General features: G+C 75.4%; 17 protein-coding genes. 9 read left to right on the top strand and 8 right to left on the bottom strand.

Going from position 1 to position 18,324, the window contains the following annotated elements:
* Positions 1-68 precede the first annotated feature (68 nt).
* The 4 genes from E4P43_RS03250 to E4P43_RS03235 are packed head-to-tail and all read left to right on the top strand — an operon-like array spanning position 69 to position 2,770.
* Positions 69-491, top strand: coding sequence for an STAS domain-containing protein (locus E4P43_RS03250; protein ID WP_245158911.1), 423 nt, complete (start codon positions 69-71; stop codon positions 489-491).
* A 47-nt stretch (positions 492-538) separates the two neighbouring features.
* A complete protein-coding gene (locus E4P43_RS03245; protein ID WP_135143989.1) occupies positions 539-1,807 on the top strand; it encodes a YibE/F family protein in 1,269 nt (422 codons plus the stop codon).
* Positions 1,804-2,451 (top strand): class I SAM-dependent methyltransferase, encoded by a 648-nt coding sequence (locus tag E4P43_RS03240; protein ID WP_135143988.1) that lies wholly within the window; start codon positions 1,804-1,806, stop codon positions 2,449-2,451. The genes E4P43_RS03245 and E4P43_RS03240 overlap by 4 nt, the downstream gene beginning before the upstream one ends.
* Positions 2,441-2,770: a TraR/DksA C4-type zinc finger protein gene (locus E4P43_RS03235; RefSeq protein WP_135143987.1), complete on the top strand. Its 330-nt coding sequence runs from the start codon at positions 2,441-2,443 to the stop codon at positions 2,768-2,770. Before E4P43_RS03240 ends, E4P43_RS03235 begins: the two co-directional genes overlap by 11 nt.
* A gap of 78 nt (positions 2,771-2,848) precedes the next feature.
* Here E4P43_RS03235 and E4P43_RS03230 read toward each other — a convergent pair whose 3' ends face one another.
* From E4P43_RS03230 to E4P43_RS03210, 5 genes are read right to left on the bottom strand one after another with little or no spacing between them, the layout of a single operon-like run.
* Positions 2,849-3,748, bottom strand: a complete 900-nt coding sequence (locus tag E4P43_RS03230; RefSeq protein WP_135143986.1) for a glycosyltransferase — start codon at positions 3,746-3,748, stop codon at positions 2,849-2,851.
* Complete coding sequence (locus E4P43_RS20745) at positions 3,745-4,602, bottom strand: glycosyltransferase (RefSeq protein ID WP_280790925.1); 858 nt, start codon at positions 4,600-4,602, stop codon at positions 3,745-3,747. The genes E4P43_RS03230 and E4P43_RS20745 overlap by 4 nt, the downstream gene beginning before the upstream one ends.
* Positions 4,599-5,687: a prenyltransferase gene (locus E4P43_RS03220; RefSeq protein WP_135143985.1), complete on the bottom strand. Its 1,089-nt coding sequence runs from the start codon at positions 5,685-5,687 to the stop codon at positions 4,599-4,601. The genes E4P43_RS20745 and E4P43_RS03220 overlap by 4 nt, the downstream gene beginning before the upstream one ends.
* A gap of 7 nt (positions 5,688-5,694) precedes the next feature.
* Entirely contained in the window at positions 5,695-6,477 is a 783-nt protein-coding gene (locus E4P43_RS03215) for a class I SAM-dependent methyltransferase (protein WP_135143984.1), read from the bottom strand.
* Entirely contained in the window at positions 6,471-7,724 is a 1,254-nt protein-coding gene (locus E4P43_RS03210; protein WP_135143983.1) for a glycosyltransferase family 4 protein, read from the bottom strand. The genes E4P43_RS03215 and E4P43_RS03210 overlap by 7 nt, the downstream gene beginning before the upstream one ends.
* Positions 7,725-7,807: 83 nt before the next feature.
* On the opposite strand from E4P43_RS03210, the gene E4P43_RS03205 reads away from it, so the two are divergent.
* From E4P43_RS03205 to E4P43_RS03195, 3 genes are all read left to right on the top strand, one after another.
* Positions 7,808-8,101: a Dabb family protein gene (locus tag E4P43_RS03205; protein ID WP_135143982.1), complete on the top strand. Its 294-nt coding sequence runs from the start codon at positions 7,808-7,810 to the stop codon at positions 8,099-8,101.
* 40 nt (positions 8,102-8,141) lie between these two features.
* Positions 8,142-8,903: a hypothetical protein gene (locus E4P43_RS03200; RefSeq protein ID WP_135143981.1), complete on the top strand. Its 762-nt coding sequence runs from the start codon at positions 8,142-8,144 to the stop codon at positions 8,901-8,903.
* Positions 8,904-8,986: 83 nt separating this feature from the next.
* Positions 8,987-10,069 (top strand): DUF4192 domain-containing protein, encoded by a 1,083-nt coding sequence (locus E4P43_RS03195; RefSeq protein WP_135143980.1) that lies wholly within the window; start codon positions 8,987-8,989, stop codon positions 10,067-10,069.
* Positions 10,070-10,083: 14 nt separating this feature from the next.
* Here E4P43_RS03195 and E4P43_RS03190 read toward each other — a convergent pair whose 3' ends face one another.
* Both E4P43_RS03190 and E4P43_RS03185 read right to left on the bottom strand, forming a co-directional pair.
* Entirely contained in the window at positions 10,084-12,159 is a 2,076-nt protein-coding gene (locus E4P43_RS03190; RefSeq protein WP_135143979.1) for a S9 family peptidase, read from the bottom strand.
* A 93-nt stretch (positions 12,160-12,252) separates the two neighbouring features.
* Positions 12,253-12,978, bottom strand: a complete 726-nt coding sequence (locus E4P43_RS03185) for a metal-dependent transcriptional regulator (RefSeq protein ID WP_135143978.1) — start codon at positions 12,976-12,978, stop codon at positions 12,253-12,255.
* A gap of 177 nt (positions 12,979-13,155) precedes the next feature.
* Here E4P43_RS03185 and E4P43_RS03180 point away from each other — a divergent pair, with 177 nt between their 5' ends.
* Both E4P43_RS03180 and E4P43_RS03175 read left to right on the top strand, forming a co-directional pair.
* The gene (locus E4P43_RS03180) at positions 13,156-14,337 is read left to right on the top strand and encodes an acetoin utilization protein AcuC (RefSeq protein WP_135143977.1); all 1,182 of its coding nucleotides are present in this window, start codon (positions 13,156-13,158) and stop codon (positions 14,335-14,337) included.
* Positions 14,330-17,041, top strand: coding sequence for a bifunctional GNAT family N-acetyltransferase/acetate--CoA ligase family protein (locus tag E4P43_RS03175; RefSeq protein ID WP_135143976.1), 2,712 nt, complete (start codon positions 14,330-14,332; stop codon positions 17,039-17,041). Before E4P43_RS03180 ends, E4P43_RS03175 begins: the two co-directional genes overlap by 8 nt.
* A 57-nt stretch (positions 17,042-17,098) precedes the next feature.
* Here E4P43_RS03175 and sigB read toward each other — a convergent pair whose 3' ends face one another.
* Positions 17,099-18,085, bottom strand: coding sequence for an RNA polymerase sigma factor SigB (gene sigB, locus E4P43_RS03170; protein WP_135143975.1), 987 nt, complete (start codon positions 18,083-18,085; stop codon positions 17,099-17,101).
* Between the last annotated feature and the right edge of the window lie 239 nt (positions 18,086-18,324).

Below are 18,324 nucleotides of genomic sequence, written 5' to 3'. Positions count from 1 at the left end.
CAGGGGACGAGCAGTCGTGCGTGAACCGGCGCCGCCCGGGGCAGAGGGACGACGTGGAGGAGACGACCGTGCCGCAGACCCCGCCCGCCGGCGAGACCCCGGTTGCCGAGCCCAGCGTCAGCCACGAGGTCGACGGCGACACCGCACGGCTCACCGTCACCGGTGAGCTCACCGACGCCGCCCGGCGCCCGCTCGTGCGCGTGCTCACCGACCTGCTCCTGGCCGAGCAGGGCCTGCGCCGGGTGGAGCTGCACCTGGCCGGCGTCGGCTTCATGAACTCCGCCGGGCTGGCGGTGCTCGTGCAGCTGCAGAAGCTGGCCGCGCCCCGCAGCATCGAGATGGTCCTGGTCGAGCCGACGTCCCCGGTCACCCGCCCGCTGCAGCTGACCGGGCTGTGGCACCGCTTCACCGTCGTCGAGGCCGGTGGCGGCGTGACCGCCGAGGCGACCGGCGACGGCGGCCCGCGTCCCGGACCGGCCGACCACTCCTGACCGGTGTCCTGGCGGCCGCCCGGCCGCCGTGCTCCTAGCCTGACCGGGTGTCGTCTCACGCTCACAGCCACGGTCCCGACCCGGACGCGCCGCCGCCGACGGAGGAGGCCCTCGGCCGTCGCCGCCGCGCGGTCTGGCTGATGCTCCTGCTGCTGGTCCCCGTCGGCCTGGCCACCGTCATCGGGTTGTTCGTCCTGTGGCCGGGCGGCGAGCCGACCCGCGCCCAGGAGGTCGCCGCCACCTACCTCCCTCCGGGGACCACCTACCCCGACGGCAGGGTCGTCTCCGTCGAGACCTTCGACTGCGGTGACCCCGAGGGCGTGCCCGCCGACTGCGCCCGCGCGGTGGTGGAGATCCTCGACGGCGAGGGCGAGGGCGACTACCAGCAGGTCGAGCTGCAGTCCGACGTCGTGGCCAGCGGCGTGGAGGAGGGCGACACCCTCGTCCTCACCCGCGACCCGGCAGCCGAGGGCGGGCCGTCCTACCAGTTCTACGACTACCAGCGCGACGCCCCGATCATCACCCTGGCCGTCGCCTTCGCGCTGGTGGTGGGGCTGGTCGCCCGGTGGCGGGGCCTGGCCTCGCTGGTGGGGCTGGCCTTCGCCTTCTTCGTCCTGCTGCAGTTCGTGCTGCCCGGGCTGCTGACCTACGACTCGCCCGCGCTGGTCAGCCTGGTCGGCTCGGCGGCCATCATGTTCGTCGTCCTCTACCTCGCGCACGGGTTCTCCGCGCGGACGACGACCGCCCTCGTGGGCACCCTGTTCGGCCTGTCGCTGGTCGCCGTCCTCGGCTCGGTCGCCGTGGCCACGGCCCGGCTCACCGGGCTGACCAGCGAGGAGACGACCACGCTGAACAACTTCGACCCGACGCTGGACTTCTCCGGGCTGGTGCTCGCCGGGATCGTCGTCGCCGGCCTCGGGGTGCTCAACGACGTGACGATCACGCAGGCGTCGGCGATCTGGCAGCTGCACGAGGTCGACCCGTCGATGACGTGGAAGGAGCTCTACACCCGCGGCATGGCCGTCGGCCGCGACCACATCGCCTCCACCGTCTACACGATCGTCTTCGCCTACGCCGGTGCCGCGCTGCCCCTGCTGCTGCTGTTCGAGCTCTACGACCAGCCCGGCTGGGTCGTGCTGACCTCCTCGGCCATGGCCGAGGAGGTGATCCGCACCCTCGTCGGGGCCATCGCGCTGGTGCTGGCGGTGCCGGTGACGACCGCCGCGGGCGCCTTCTTCGCCAAGGCCGCCGACACCGAGGCCGGCGCCGCGACCGAGCGCCGGGTGACCGCCCTGCGCACCCGGTTCGCCCGATGAGCGAGGCTGTGGGCGTGACCGCCACCGCCACCGACCTGCTCGCCGCCGCCCAGGCCGCCCCCGGGTTCATGCCCGACGACGAGGGCCGCGCGCTCTACGAGGCCGCCCGCGCCGTCGGCGTCCCCGGCCCGCTGCTCGAGGTGGGCAGCTGGATGGGGAAGTCCGCGCTGTACCTGGCGGCCGCGGCCCGGGAGACCGGCCGGCAGGTGGTGACCGTCGACCACCACCGCGGGTCCGAGGAGCACCAGCCCGGCTGGGAGTACCACGACCCGACGCTGGTCGACCCCGCCGTCGGCCGGATCGACACCCTCCCGCACTTCCGCCGGACCATCGCGCAGGCCGGTGCCGAGGACGTCGTGGTCGCCGTCGTCGCCCGCTCGGAGACCCTGGCCCCGCTGTGGGCGACGCCGCTGGCGCTGCTGTTCCTCGACGGCTCGCACACCGAGGAGTCCGCCCGCCGCGACCAGGACGCGTGGGTCGCCAAGCTGGCGGTCGGCGGCACCCTGGCCATCCACGACGTCTTCCCCGACCCCGCCGACGGCGGGCAGGCGCCCTACGGCGTCTACACCCGGGTGCTGGAGTCGGGGGACTTCACCGAGCTGCCGGGCACCGGGTCGATGCGGCTGCTGCGCCGTGAGCGGTGACCCGCTCGGCGCCGAACGGCAGGCCGCGCTCGCCCAGATCGAGGCGCTGACCCGCCAGTTCGACGAGATCGTGGCCGCCTCGCAGTCGTCCAACGCCGACGACGAGCACGACCCGGAGGGCGCGACGATCGCGTTCGAGCGCCAGCAGGTGGCCGCGCTCCTCGACCAGGCGCGGCGGCGGCTGGCCGACGTCGACGCCGCGGTGGCCGCCGTCGAGGGCGGGACCTACGGGCGCTGCGAGTCCTGCGGCCGGCCGATCGCGCCCGAGCGGCTGGCCGCCCGGCCGACCGCACGCACCTGCATCGACTGCGCCCGCTGACCCGTCCCCGGCGAGATCTGCACACTCGTCCCGATCAGGCGGCTGATGGGGACGAGTGTGCAGATCTCGCCTTCGGGGTCAGGAGACGTAGCGGCGGGCCGTGGAGGTGCGCTGCGCCTCCTCGAGGGCGGCGAACCGGGCCTCGGCGACGTCGGGCAGCACCCGCCGCTCGCGCAGCACCCACGGCAGCCCGCGCAGGGCGGCGAGCAGCCCGCGCGCGGTGACCCGGTCCCGCGGCACGGTGCGCAGCAGGTGCACGGTGCGCCGCAGCGCGGGGCGGAACGGCCGTCGCAGCCACGTCGTCCACAGCGTGTTGCGGATGCCGTCGGCCCGGCGCTTGTGCGGGTCGCGGGCCCGGCTGGCCTGGTGGTGCACGGTGAGCGCGGGCAGGTAGCACAGCTCCCAGCCGGCGGCGGCCAGGTCGCCGGCCATCAGCTCCTCCTCGCCGCCCAGCCAGAGCCGCTCGGAGAAGCCGCCGACCTCCTCGAACGCCGCCCGGCGCAGCACCGAGGCGCCCGCGAGGAAGGAGCCGAGGGCCGGGCCGGGCAGCCAGTCGGCCCCGCGCACGGGGGAGTCGCGCAGCTCCGCGACGATCGGGTCCTCGCGCCCGCCGGGCTCGACCAGGATCCGGGCGGTCACCACCGCCAGGCGCGGGTGCGCGTCCAGGACGTCGGCGGCGGTGCGCAGCGAGCCGGGCTCCCACCAGGTGTCGTCGTCGCAGAAGGCGACGTAGTCGGTGTCCAGCCGGGCGACGCCGAGGTTGCGGCCGACGGCGCCGAGGTTCTCCGGCGAGGCGATCAGCTCCACCTGCGGGAACCGCTCGCCGACGGCGGCCGCCGTGCCGTCGGTCGAGCCGTTGTCCACCACGACCACGTGCGGCTGCTCGGGGAGGGCGACGAGACGCTCCAGGGCCAGCAGCAGCTCGTCGCGCCGCTGGTGGGTGATGACGACGACGGCCACCCGCGGGTCGGCGCTCACGCCCCGCTCCCGGCGAGGACCCGCAGCTGCTCCCGGACGCCCGCGGGCAGCGCCTGCCGGGAGCGCAGCGCGGCCGGGACGTCGGGCAGCGCCCCCAGCAGGCCCCGCCGCTCGGCCGGGCCGGTGCGCACCGCCCGCAGCACCACCCGGCCCACCTCGGGCAGGGGCTGCCGCATCACCGCGGTGAGCACCCGGCTGCGCCAGATCGCCGTCCGCCGCTGGTCGGGCGCGGACCGCCGCGGCGAGGGGTGGTGGTGCACGGTGACCTCGTCGACGTAGGCCATGCCCCAGCCGGCCGCCGCCAGGTCGAGGGCCAGCCGCTCCTCCTCGCCGGGGAACCGCACGACCCGGTCGAAGCCGCCGACGGCGAGGAACGCCTCGGTGCGCACCATGGCGGCGCAGGCCACGAAGCCCAGCAGCGCCGGGCCGGGCAGGTCGGCCGGGGTGCCCAGCGGGCTGGCGGCCATCTCCGCGCAGACGGGGTCCAGCCGCTCCTCGGGGCCCACGAGGATCCGCGCGTTCAGCACGGCCAGCCGGGGGTGCGCGCGCATGAGCCCCGCGGCCCGGGCGAGGTCGCCGGGCGCCCACCACGAGTCGTCGTCGGCGAACGCGACGAACTCCGTGCCGGCGTGCTGCACGCCGACGGTCCGGGCGTAGGAGCCGACGTTCTCCGGCAGGGGCACGACCTCGACCGCGGGCAGCGCGGCCCGGACCGCCTCGACGGTGCCGTCGGTCGAGGCGTTGTCGACCAGCACGACCGGCGCCTCGTGGCGGGGCAGCGTGGCGAGCAGGTCCTCCCGCCGGTCGCGGGACATGACGACGACGGTGACGTCGGGGGAGCGGGGCGGGGTCACGGACGGACCGTGCCCGCACCTCCCGCCAGCCAACCCGCCGATCCGGTGGGATCGGGCATACCCGCTCCGGGCAGGTCGCCGGGCGAGGCGAACAGCCCGGACCCCGGCGTCGCGCGGGAGATGGCGTCGGCGGCGAGCACCACCGCGCCGGCGGTCCAGGTGGTGCGCTCGATCGGCCACCGCGCGTCGTCGGCGAACACGAAGCCGGTCCAGTAGGAGCCGTCGTCGTGCCGCAGGTGCTGCATCGCGGCCACCTGCTCCAGGGCGTCGTCCGGCCGCCCGGCCGCCGTGAGCGCCAGGGCCAGCTCGCAGGTCTCCGCGCCGGTGACCCAGGGCCGGTCGGAGACGCACCGGATGCCGAGGCCCGGGACGACGAAGGTGTCCCAGGAGGCGGCGAGCCGGTCCTGCGCGGCGGCGCCGGACAGCGCGCCCCCGAGGACCGGGTAGTACCAGTCCATCGAGAACCGGGACCGGTCGCCGAACGCCTCGGGCCGCTCCCGCAGCGCGCTGCCCAGGTCGGTGACCGCCAGCTCCCAGTCCGGCTGGGCGTCCCCGGCCAGCTCGGCCAGGGCCAGCCCGCAGCGCAGCGCCTGGAACAGGCTGGCGCTGCCGGTGACCAGGGCGAGGTCGTCGGGGGTGCCGTCGGGGCGCAGCGCCCAGCTCACCGCGCCGCCGGGCAGCTGCATCCGGGTGACCAGGTCCAGGGCCCGCCGGACGACCGGCCACAGCTCGCTCACCAGCTCCTCGTCGCCGGTGACCAGCCAGGAGTGCCAGGCGCCCACGGCCAGGTAGCCGGCGTGGTTGCTCTCGGCCGCAGGAGCGCTCTCGGCGCCGTCGCGGTACTCGGCGGCCCAGCTCCCGTCCGGGCGCTGCCGGCCGGCCAGCCAGCGGTAGGCAGCGGCCGCCCGCTGGTGCTCGCCACCGACGTCGAGCGCCATGGCGGCCTCGACGGAGTCCCACGGGTCGAGCTGGCCGCCGTGGAACCAGGGGAGGGCGCCGTCGGCGTCCTGCTGGCCGGAGATCCAGTCGACGGTCTGCCGCACCTGGTCCCCGGACAGGACCCCGGTCAGCTCCGGCAGGAGCACCGACCGGTCAGCGGGCGGCAGCGGACCGCTCCCGCCCCTCGGCGGCGCCGAACGCCCCGGTCCGGAGGTCGGTCCCGGAGCCGGCCGGCTTGTCGGCGTAGACGACGAAGCTCTTGCCGATCAGCGGGTCGAGCACCTTCTCCGCCAGCCGGGTCACCAGCGGGCGGTCGGTGAGGTCCCAGACCAGCAGTCGGTGGTACGCGCGCACCAGCGCGGAGTCCTTCTCGACGCCCACCGCGCACTTCAGCCACCAGAACGGGGCGTGCAGGGCGTGCGCGTGGTGGCTCCTCCCCGGGACCAGCCCGGCCGTGGCCAGCCGGGCGCGCAGCACGCCGCCGCGGTAGATGCGGATGTGCCCGCCCTCGTTGGCGTGGTACTCGTCCGACAGCGCCCAGCACACCCGCTCGGGGCCGTAGCGGGGCACGGTCACGACGGCGCGGCCGCCGGGCTTCAGCACGCGGAAGATCTCCCGCATCGCCGTCGCGTCGTCGGGGATGTGCTCGAGCACCTCAGAGGCCATGACCCGGTCCACGCTGGCGTCGGGGAAGGGCAGGTGCAGCAGGTCGCCGCGGACCACCTCGTAGCGGGCGCCCTCCGGGGCCTCGCCGGCCTCGGCGATCGCACCCAGCCAGCGCTTCGTCGTCTCGACCTCGTGCTGGCCCCAGTCGACGGCGACGACGCGGCCGCCCCGGCGGTAGGCCTCGAAGGCGTGCCGGCCCTCGCCGCACCCGAGGTCGAGGACGGTCATCCCCGGCCGCAGGTCCAGCAGGTCGTAGTCGACGGTCAGCAAGGCCGCCCCTTCCGCTCGAGGATCTCCGCGTACCAGTCGGCGGTGCGCTCGGCCGTGGCCCGCCAGGTGAACATCTCCAGGACCCGCCGGCGGCCGGCGCGGCCGAGCTGCTCGGCGAGCGAGGGCGAGTCCAGGACCAGCTTCAGCGCCGCGGTCAGCTCGCCGACGTCACCGGCCTTCACCCGCAGCCCGGCCTTGGTGCCGACGACCTCGGGCAGCGCCCCGGCGTCGGTGGTGACCAGCGGTGTCGCGCACGCCATCGCCTCGATCGCCGGCAGGGAGAAGCCCTCGTACAGCGACGGGATGGCCAGCACGGTGGCGCGCTGCAGGAGCGTGACCAGCTCGGCCTCGGGGACCGGCCCGGTGAACCGGACGGCGTCGCGCAGGCCGAGCCGCTCCAGGGCGGCCTCGGCCGGGCCGCCGGGCCGGGCGCTGCCGACGACGGTGAGCCGGACCGGGCGCTCGGTGCGGAGCTTGGCCAGGGCCTCGAGCAGGTGCACCAGCCCCTTGAGCGGGACGTCGGCGCTGGTGATGGCCAGGATCGAGTCGGCCTCCCGCGGCTGCCCGTCCGGTGGCGGGGTCAGCCGGTCGGGGTCGATGCCGACCGGGACGACCTGCATGCGCTCCGGCGCCAGGCCCATGTGCGTGGTGATGTCGCGGCGCGAGTTCTCCGAGACGGTCGTGACGCCGTCGAGCCGCTGCACCACGCGGGCCTGCATGCCGGTGAAGGCGTACCAGCGGCGCAGCGTCAGCTTCCTGCGCAGCGTCGGGGCCGCGGCCAGCTCCAGCTCGCGGTCGATCGCGATCGGGTGGTGCACCGTGGCGACGGTCGGGACGCCGGCGTTGACCAGGCGCAGCAGGCCGTAGCCCAGGGACTGGTTGTCGTGGACGACGTCGAACTCGTCGCGCCGGGGGAGCAGGTGGCGGGCGGCGCGCAGGCTGAAGGTCAGCGGCTCGGGGAAGCCGGCGGTGCACATGGTGGCCCACTCGGCGACGTCGACCCAGTCGCGGAACTCCGAGGGCCGCGGGGTGCGGAACGGGTCGGGCTCCCGGTAGAGGTCCAGGCTCGGCAGCTTCGTGAGCGGCACGCCGTCGTCGAGCTCCGGGTAGGGCTGGCCGCTCAGCACCTCGACGCGGTGCCCGAGCTCGGCGAGCTCGCGGGAGAGGGCGCGGACGTAGACGCCCTGGCCGCCGCCGTGCGGCTTGCTCCGGTAGGACAGCAGTGCGATGCGCAACGACCGTCCCATGAGGCGGACTCTAACCAGCCGCGCCCGTGCGCCCGACGCCAGCCGGGCGGTGCCACCCGGTCGGGGCTGGCAAGGTGGCGGGCATGATCCGTCACGTCGTGGTCTTCACCTGGTCCCCGGACGCCGACGCCGAGCGGCGGGCGGCGACCGTCGCCGCTCTCCGCGGCCTGCGCGAGACCGTCGGGGGGATGACGTCGCTCGTCGTCGCGGACGACGCCGGCCTGACCGAGGGCAACGCGGACACGGTGCTGATCGCCGAGTTCCCCGACGCCGAGGCGTTCCGCCGCTACGCGAAGGACCCGGTGCACCAGGCGGTCATCGCCGAGCACGTCCGGCCGATCCTGGCCGCCCGCAGCGCGGTGCAGCACGAGGCCTGAGCGGGCGCCGATCGACGGCGGAGCGGCTAGCGTTCTCCCCATGGCGACTGCTCTCCACGTCCGCGGCCGGCTCCGTCTCCCCGGCGCGCTCGCCGCCGGCCTCGTCTCGGCCGTCGTGCTCGCCGGGTGCAGCGGGGACGGCGGCTCCGAGGAGTCGGCGTCGAGCACGTCCGCGTCCTCCTCGGCGGAGGAGACGGAGGCCGCCTCCGACCTCGCCTCCGGGCTGCTCCCCGCCGAGGCGTTCGGCGCCGAGGCGTCCGTCGTCGCCATCTCCCCGGAGCAGCTGCGCCAGGGCGCCGGCATCTCGGCCCTCACCGAGGGCGTGGAGATCCAGCCGGAGAGCTGCCGGGTCGCGGTCGAGGGCACGCAGCCGGACCTCGACGACTTCGAGGACGTGGCGGCGCAGAGCGCCAGCCTGGGCGGCACGGCGACGGTGGAGATGCTGGTCCGCGGCGGCCCGCTGGAGGACGCCGTCGGCCAGCTCTCCCAGGCCGGCGAGCGGTGCCCGCAGGCTCAGGTGGAGCTGCCCGACATCGGGCAGGCGACGATCACCTTCGAGAACCTGCCCGTCGACGACCTCGGCGACGGCTCGGCGCTGCTCCGGTACACGACGGCGGTCACCGCACCGGACGGCACGCAGATCTCGGTGCCCACGCTGGTCGGCGCGGTGGAGGACGGCGACCGGCTGCTCCTGCTGCTCACGGTCGTGGCCGACCCCACCGCCGGCGCCGAGCTGGACGCGGCCGCTTTCGCCGACCTCCTCGCGCAGGCCTACGAGACGCAGGCCGACGCGCTCGGCTGACCCGCGCGTCCACACCCGCCGGGGCCGTCCACAGGCCGCGGCCGACCCTGGTCAGCCCCCGGCGGCGTGACCAGGGTCGGGGCATGGACACCTCGACCGCCCACCCCGCCCCGGACCGACCCGAGGTCCGGATCTCCGACCCCGGCGAGGTGGCGGCGGCGCTCCCGCACCTGCTGGGCTTCCACCCGCAGGAGTCCGTGGTCCTCATCGGCCTCGGCGGCCCGTCCGGGGGCCGGGTGGGGCTGACCGTGCGCGCGGACCTGCCCGCCGCGCACGACGCCGCGGCTGCGGCCGCGGTGCTGACGAGGAGCCTGCGGACCGACCGGCCCGACGCCGCGCTCGTGGTCGTGGTCTCCGAGGAGCCCGATGTCCTCGAGCCCTGGGAAGAGGAGCCCCTGGCCGGCGCCGCGCTACCGCACCGGTCGGTGGTGCACGCCCTGGTCGGAACGCTGGCCGCCGCCGGGGTCGCCGTCCGGGACGTCCTGCTCGTGCGTGGCGGGCGGTGGTGGTCCTACGACTGCCCGTACCCCTGCTGCCTCCCCGGGGCGGGCACGCCGGTGCCCGGCGGGGTCAGCCCGCTGGCCGCCGCGGCGGTCAGCACGGGCCAGGTGCTCGCCCCCGACCGCGCCGCGCTGGCGGCGCGGCTCGACCCGCCGCCCGGTGCGCGCGAGGGCGTGCGGGCGGCCTGCTCCCGGGTGGCGTCGCGTCGGGCGGCCCGGGCCCGGGGCTCCGGCTGGGCGGCGCTGCTGGAGGAGTCGTGGACGGCGGTCCTCGCGGCGGTGGCGCGCTGCGGACCCGGGGCGCCGTCGCCGGCCGGCCCGCTCACCGACGAGGAGACGGCGATGGTGCTCTGGGCGCTGCGGGACGCACGGGTGCGGGACCGGGCGCTCGCCCTGGCCCTGGGTGACGACGCGGCCGCCGCCGAGACGCTCTGGACCGAGTGCACCCGTCGCGGGTCGCCCCCGCTGGACGCGGCGCCGGCGACCCTGCTGGCCGTCAGCGTGTGGCTGCGCGGGGACGGCGCCATGGCCAACGTGGCGCTGGGGCGGGCGCTGGACAGCGACCCCGGCCACGTCCTGGCCCGCCTGCTGCGGCAGGGCCTGGACGCCTGCCTCACCCCCGGCGACCTGCGCGAGCTGGTCGAGCAGGCCGTGGGCCGGGGGTGACGGGCGCGCCGGCCTCAGAGCAGCTCGGGCCGCCGCCACTCCTCGCCGAGGACGTGCTCGGCGAGGAAGGCGAGCACCGCCTCGTACCAGATGCGGCTGTTGCCGGGCGTCAGGACCCAGTGGTTCTCGTCCGGGAAGTAGAGGAACTTCGAGGGGATCCCGCGCTTCTGCAGCGCGTACCAGAGGGCCAGCCCCTCGCCGATCGGCACGCGGTAGTCCTTGTCGCCGTGGATCACCAGCATCGGTGTGCGGATCGCGTCGGCGAACCGGTGCGGCGAGTTCTGCTCGTACCGCTTGGGGTCGGTGAGCGGGTCGCCCCACTCCTTCTCCCAGTAGTAGGCCGCGTCGGTGGTGCCGAGGAAGCCCTCGAGGTTCCACAGGCTGGCGTGGGTGACGATCGCCTTGAAACGGTCGGTCTGCGTGGCGATCCAGTTGGCCATGTAGCCGCCGAAGGAGCCGCCCATGGCCGCGGTGCGGGTCTCGTCGACGTCCGGGCGCTGCTCGGCGGCGTCCACCGCCGCCATGAGGTCGGTGTAGGGCGCCTCGCCCCACTCGCCCCAGCCGCGGCGGACGAAGTCCAGCCCGAAGCCCTGCGAGAGCGCCGGGTTGGGCAGCAGCACCGCATAGCCCCGCGCAGCGAGGACCCAGGGGCACCAGCGCCAGGACCAGGAGTTCCAGCTCATCAGCGGGCCGCCGTGCACCCACAGCACCAGCGGGGCCGGCGCGTCGGCGGAGGCTCCCTCGGGCAGCACCAGCCAGGACTGCACCTCGGCCCCGTCGGCGGCCGTGGTCCTGAGCTCGTGCAGCGTGCCGGGCAGCGTCCCCACGGAGGCGGGGCTGGGGATGGGGGCGGGGTCCTGCATCGGCGTCGCCGGGTCGAGCCGGACCGGGACGGGCGGGGAGTCGTAGGCCGACCGGAGGGCGAACAGCGCACCGCCGTCGCGCGCGACCTGCAGGTGGCTGTAGGCGCCGTCCCCGGTCAGCCGGAGCGGCTCACCACCGTCGACCGGCACCCGGAAGACGGCGTGGCGGCCCTGGTCGTCGGCCAGGAAGTAGACCGCCGCGCCGTCGGCGGCGAACTGCGGAGCGCTGGGCCACCGGTCGAAGCCCGGCGTGAGCTCGCGGGCGGAGCCGTCGGCGACGTCCACCAGCAGCAGCGTGTAGTCCGGCGGGTCGGCGTAGGTGGACATCGACTCGCGCACGCACACCAGCCGGCTGCCGTCGGGGGAGAACGCGGCCCCGTAGACGTCGGCCAGCGGGTCGTCCACCAGCACCCGGGTCTCGCCGGAGGCGGTGTCGGTGACCACCAGCCGGGTGCGCCGGCCGGCCGGCCCGTCGGGCACGTCGTCGGCACGGGCGAGCAGGCTGCCGTCGGGGGAGAGCGTGACCTCCTCGCCGGCCCCGTTCGGGGGCAGGGCGTCGGGCGTGAGGTCCCGCAGCGCGACGGCCGCGGGGCCGGTGGGGTCCTCGTCGGCGGGCAGCCGGCCGGCCCAGAACACGTGCGGCGCCGCCGGTCCGAGGTCGTGGTCCCAGTACCGCACCGGGTAGGCCTCGTGCAGGATCGCCGTCACCCCGGCGTCGGCCCGGGCCTTGCGCCGCTCCTCGTCCGCCTCGGGCTCTGCGCCACCGGCCAGGGTCGAGGAGACGACCACCACGTCACCGCTGTCGGCGGCGACCGCGAAGGCGCCGATGCCGCCCGGCCGGGCCACCACCGGCCGGGCCTCACCGCCCTCGGCCGGCAGCCGCCACAGGGCGGGCCTGGGCTCGTCGGATGCCGGCGCGCCGGGGTCCGGCCGGGCGGAGGTGAAGAGCAGGGAGCCGTCGGGCGCCCAGGTGGGGGACGACTCGCCGGGCGCGCTCCGGGTCAGCCTGCGGGCCGGCCGGCGACCCTCCGGGTCCAGCTCCCAGAGCGCGGACTGCCACTTCTTGCCCTCGCGGTCGAGCGTGACCAGCGAGACGGCCAGCCGGCCGTCGGGCGAGAGCGCCAGCGAGCCGATCCGCGGGATCGCGACGAAGTCGGCCAGCCGGTGGAAAGGGCTGGGCGCCGGCTCGGGGGCCGGGTCGGCGGACGGGGACGCGGACGAGGTCACCAGGGCCTTCTCTCACCGTGGAGCAGGGACGCGCCCACCGTAAGAGCCGGGTCCCCCCGGCGCCGCCCGGGTGCCCGCCCGCGCCCGCCGCGGTCAGAGCAGGGGAGCCGCCTCCAGCGGGGTGAGCTCCTCGTCGACGGCGCTCACGAACATGTGCTGGGCGATGCCGACCGGCAGCACGTAGCCGTCGAGGCTGACCGACCCCTCCACCAGCTGGGCGGTCATGGTGACCCCGGGGCGCACCCCGTGGTCGGCCAGGGCGCGGAGCAGCTCCGCGTTCTCCTGCAGCTGCTCGCTGATCCGGCGGACCACCACCGGCCGTCCCTCGGCGCTGGCCGTGGTCGACAGCAGGGTCAGCGAGTCCAGGACGGCCGAGGTCTCGCCGCCCAGCGGCTCCTCGCCGCGCAGGGCGTCCAGGCCGGGGATCGGGTTGCCGAACGGCGACACCGTGGGGTTGCCCAGCAGCGAGAGCAGCCGGCGCTCCACGGCCTCGCTCATCACGTGCTCCCAGCGGCAGGCCTCCTCGTGGACGTCGGCGTAGTCCAGGCCGATCACGTCCACGAGCAGGCACTCGGCCAGCCGGTGCTTGCGCATGACGGCGGTGGCCAGCTGGCGGCCCTCCTCGGAGAGCTGCAGGTGGCGGTCGCCCTCCACGGTGAGCAGCCCGTCGCGCTCCATGCGGGCCACGGTCTGGCTGACCGTCGGGCCGCTCTGGTGGAGGCGCTCGGCGATGCGCGCGCGGAGCGGGGTGATCCCCTCCTCCTCCAGCTCGAAGATGGTCCGGAGGTACATCTCCGTGGTGTCGATGAGGTCGTTCACAAGCACTCCTCCGTGTCAGCGGACAGTCTACGGGGCCGAAGGCCCCTGGCCGCCCCTCCCGGGAGTGGTCTCGGTGACCAGCGCGGAGGGCCCGGCGGCAGCCCACGGCGGGGACGGCGAACCGGTAGCGTCCGGCCCGAGCGGGCGCGCCCGGGGCGCCGGCAGGGGAGGGGGCCCGTGAGCGACTCGATCACCGTCGTCTGGGACGACGCGCTGCTGGGCTACACCATGGGTGGTGACCACCCGCTGCACCCGGTGCGGCTGGACCTCACCATGCGGCTGGCCGACAGCCTCGGCGTCCTGTCCACCGACCGCCTGCGCGTGGTGGCCCCCACGCCGGCCGACACCGAGCTCCTCACGCTCGTGCACGACCCGGCCTACCTGGAGGCCGTGCGCCGGGCGCCGGGCGACCCGGGGGTAGGGCACGGGCTCGGCACCTCCGACAACCCGATCTTCGAGGGCATGTACGACTCCGCCGCCCTGATCACCGGTGGCAGCGTGCTCGCCGCGCAGCAGGTGCACAGCGGGGCCGCGCAGCACGCGGTCAACATCTCCGGCGGCCTGCACCACGCGATGCGGGGGAGCGCGTCGGGCTTCTGCGTCTTCAACGACGCCGCCGTCGCCATCGCCTGGCTGCTGGGCCAGGGGTACGAGCGGATCGCCTACGTGGACCTCGACGTGCACCACGGCGACGGCGTCCAGGCCGCCTTCTACGAGGACCCGCGGGTGCTCACCGTGAGCATCCACCAGACGCCGCTCACCCTGTTCCCCGGCACCGGCTACCCCGAGGAGACCGGCGACCCGGACAAGGCCCTCGGCAGCGCGGTCAACCTGGCGCTGCCCAACGGGACCGACGACTCCGCCTGGCTGCGCGCCTTCACCGCCGTGGTGCCCAGCGTGCTCAAGGCGTTCGAGCCGCAGATCATCGTCACCCAGTGCGGCTGCGACGCCCACCACGAGGACCCGCTCGCCGACCTCGCGCTCACCGTCGACGGCCAGCGCGCCAGCTACAAGGCGATGCACGAGCTGGCCCACCAGCTGTGCGACGGCCGCTGGGTCGCCCTCGGCGGCGGCGGCTACGGCCTGGTGCGCTGCGTCCCCCGCGCCTGGACCCACCTGCTCGCCGAGGTCAGCGGCTCCCCGCTCAGCCCGGCGACGGAGATCCCGGAGTCGTGGCGGGAGGACGTCGTGCGCCGCGGGCTGCGGGCGCGGCCGCCCACGCACATGACCGAGGGCGGGTACACCGGCTTCTCGCGCTGGGACACCTTCACCGAGTCCCGCGTGGACCGGGCGATCATGCGCACCCGCCGCGCCGCCTTCCCCTACTTCGGCCTGGACCCGGACGACCCCCGTGACTGAGCAGACCACCACCCCCGGCACCACCGACGACGACGGCGTCCCCACCCCGCCGCCCGGCTGGGAGGCCGACATCGTCGCCGCCGACGGCGGCACCGTGCACCTGCGCCCGATCTGCCCGGACGACGCCGAGGGGCTCACCGGGCTGATGGAGCGCAGCAGCGACCAGACCCGCTACTACCGGTTCTTCGGGCCGATGAAGCGGCTCTCGGACAAGGACCTGCACCGGTTCACCCACGTCGACCACGACAAGCGGGTGGCGTTCGTGATCCTGCTCGGCGAGCAGGTCATCGCCGTGGGCCGCTACGACCGCTACCCCGGCACCGACGACGCCGAGGTCGCCTTCCTCGTCGAGGACGCCCACCAGGGCCGGGGGCTGGGCTCGGTGCTGCTCGAGCACCTGGCCGCGGCCGGTCGCGAGCGGGGCATCCGCCGCTTCGTGGCCGAGGTGCTGGCCCAGAACAGCAAGATGGTCCGGGTCTTCCGCGACGCCGGGTACGACGCCGAGCGGTCCTACGAGGACGGCGTCGTCCACCTGACCTTCCCCATCGAGCAGACCGAGGACGCCCTCGCCGTCGCCTACGAGCGGGAGCAGCGCAGCGAGTCCCGGTCGATCGCCCGGCTGCTCACGCCGTCGTCGGTCGCCGTCGTCGGCGCGAGCAACGACGAGGGGAAGATCGGCAACGCGCTGCTGCGCCACCTGCTCGACTACGGCTTCGCCGGCCCGGTCTACCCGGTGAACCCGACCGCCCGGCACGTCCGCGGGGTGCCCGCCTACGCCGACATCGAGTCGATCCCCGACGACCTGGACCTCGCGGTCCTGGCCGTGCCCGCCGACGAGGTGGCCGGGGTCGTGGAGGCCTGCCGGCGCAAGCGCGTCCGCGGGCTCGTCGTGGTCTCCGGCGGCTTCGGCGAGGCCGGGCCCGAGGGCCGCGCCCGCGAGCGGGAGCTGGTCGCCGCCGCCCGCGCCTCGGGCATGCGGGTCGTGGGGCCGAACTGCCTGGGCGTGGTCAACACCGACCGCGAGGTCCGGCTGAACGCCAGCCTCGCGCCCATGGTGCCCGCGCGCGGCCGCGTCGGGTTCTTCGCCCAGTCGGGGTCCCTGGGCGTGGCCCTGCTGGAGCGGGCCCGGAGCCGCAACCTGGGGCTGTCCACCTTCGTGTCGGCCGGCAACCGGGCCGACGTGTCCGGCAACGACATGCTGCAGTACTGGGCCACCGACCCGGGGACCGAGGTGGTCCTGCTGCACCTGGAGAGCTTCGGCAACCCGCGCAAGTTCGCCCGGCTGGCCCGCACCGTGGGCCGCACCAAGCCCGTCGTGGCGGTGAAGAGCGGCCGGCACGTGCAGGTGACCCGGGGGCTCGCCGGCACGTCGGTGGCGGTGCCGGAGCAGTCGGTGGCGGCGCTGTTCGCCTCGGCCGGCGTCATCCGTGTGGAGACCGTCGCCCAGATGTTCGACGTCGGCACGCTGCTGGCCTACCAGCCGCTGCCGGAGGGGCGACGCGTGGCGGTCGTGGGCAACTCCACGGCCATCGGCTGGCTGGTGGCCGACGCCGTCCTGGAGGAGGGGCTGGAGCTCGCCTGCGAGGAGCCGGTGGACATCGGGGTCACCGGCACGCCGGAGGACTTCCGGGCCGCGCTCCAGCAGGCCGTGGACGACGACGGCGTCGACGCCGTCGTGGCGGTCTTCCTGCCGCCGCTCATGGCCGGCTCGGCGGAGTTCGGCCCCGCCCTGCGCGACGTGGCCAGGAGCTCGGCCAAGCCGGTGGTCGCCAGCTTCCTCTCCACCGAGGGCGTCCCCGAGGAGCTCGCCGTCCTGGACGAGCAGGGCGTGGCCGCCCGGGGCTCGGTGCCGTCGTACTCCACACCGGAGCGGGCGGTGATCTCGCTGGCCAAGGCCGTGGAGTACGCGGAGTGGCGCCGGCGCCCGGTCGGTGACCTGCCCGAGCTGCCCGACGTCGACGAGCCGGCGGCGCAGCAGCTCGTGCGCCGTGTCCTGGCCGAGGAGCCCGCCGGGCGGGAGCTCCGCGACGACGAGCTGCTGGCCCTGCTGGGCGCCTACGGCGTGCCGCTGCTGGGCACCCGCACGGTCACCGACGCGGAGGCGGCCGTGGCCGCCGCCGAGGAGATCGGCTACCCGGTGGTCCTCAAGTCCACCGCGCCGTGGCTGCGGCACCGCTCCGACCTCGGGGGCGTGCGGCTGGACCTGGTGGACGCCGAGGCGGTGCGCCAGGCGTTCGCGGCGATCCCCTCCGGCGACCCGGTGATCGTGCAGGAGATGGCCGCACCCGGGGTGGCGACCGTCGTGGAGATCGTCGACGACCCGTCGTTCGGTGCGCTGGTCAGCTTCGGCGTCGGGGGAGTGGCCACCGACCTGCTCGGCGACCGCGCCTTCCGGACGCTGCCGCTGACCGACCTGGACGCCGCCGAGCTGGTGCGCGCCCCCCGGGCCTGGCCGCTGCTCGACGGCTGGCGCGGCTCGGAGCCGGTCGACACCGACGCGCTCGAGGACCTGCTGCTGCGGGTGGCCCGGCTGGCCGACGACCTGCCCGAGGTGCTGCGGCTGACCCTGGAGCCGGTGATCGTCGGGCCGCCGAACCCGTGGCACGGCGGCCGGTCGCTGGTGGTCGCCGGGGGCACCGCGCTGGTCGGCCCGCCCACCGCCCGGGTCGACCCCGGCCCGCGCCGGATGCGCTCGCCGGTCTAGCCGGGAACGACGACGGGCCGCCTCCCGGTGGGGAGGCGGCCCGTCGTGGCGCGGCTGTCAGGCCAGGTAGTCGCGGAGGGCGTCGGCGCGCTGCGGGTCGCGCAGCTTGGCCATCGTCTCCCGCTCGATCTGGCGCACCCGCTCGCGGGACAGACCGAACTGCTTGCCGATCTGCTCGAGCGTGCGGGGCTGGCCGCCGTCCAGGCCGAAGCGGAGGACGACGACGTCGCGCTCGCGCTCCTCGAGCGTGTCCAGCACGTGCCGGACGTCGCCCTTCATCATCTGGAAGGCGACCGCGTCCTCGGCGACCGCGGCGTCGGCGTCCTCGATGAAGTCACCGAGGCGCGACTCCTCGTCGGTGCCGACGGTCTGGTCGAGGCTGACCAGGTCACGGCTGTACTCGAGCAGCTCGACGATGCGCTCCTCGGCCATGTCCAGCTCGAGGCCGAGCTCCTCGGCGGTGGGCTCGCGCTCGAGCTCCTGGTGCATCCGCCGGCGGGTGCGCACCACCTTGTTGACCTGCTCGGCCAGGTGGACGGGCAGCCGGATCGTGCGGCCGGAGTCCGCCATGGCGCGGGTGATCGCCTGGCGGATCCACCACGTGGCGTAGGTCGAGAACTTGAAGCCCTTGGTGTAGTCGAACTTCTCGACCGCGCGGATCAGGCCGACGTTCCCCTCCTGGATGAGGTCCAGGAAGGTCATGCCGTGCCCGGTGTAGCGCTTGGCCACGGAGACCACGAGCCGGAGGTTGGCCTCCAGCAGGTGCGCCTTGGCGGCCTTGCCGTCGGTGGCGAGGATCTTGTAGTCGCGCTTGCGCGCGGCGGTGAGGTCCTTCTTCTCGTCCAGCAGCCGCTCGGCGTAGAGGCCGGCCTCGATCCGCTTGGCGAGCTCCACCTCCTGCTCGGCGGTGAGCAGCGCGGTCTTGCCGATGGTGTTCAGGTAGACGCGCACGAGGTCGGTCGAGACCAGACCGCTGGCGTCGGGCTCACGGCGCGGGGCGCGCACGTCGAGCGAGTCGGAGGGGGAAGACTGCAGCAGCGTCACGATGGGTCTTCGTCCTTGCCTTGGATTCGGATGCATCCGCGCCGCGTCGGTGACGGGCGGAAGGTCATCCAGGCGTTCAGCGGGTGGGCCCGGGGTGTCCGGCCGGTTCCGCTCTTCTCTGTCCGGTGTGGTACGCCCTGCACAACGGTCGCCAGGGGGCCTGGTGTTCCAGGAACCCACCCTTGACAGCAAACCGACAGGGAGTGTCTTCGGTCACCCGCACATACCCGGTGACGCAG

Origin of the sequence: Blastococcus sp. TF02A-35 (assembly GCF_004571075.1) — a bacterium.
GTDB lineage: Bacteria > Actinomycetota > Actinomycetes > Mycobacteriales > Geodermatophilaceae > Blastococcus.
The sequence above is the reverse complement of the archived record's forward strand: the minus strand, read 5'-3'. Positions and strand labels throughout refer to the sequence as shown.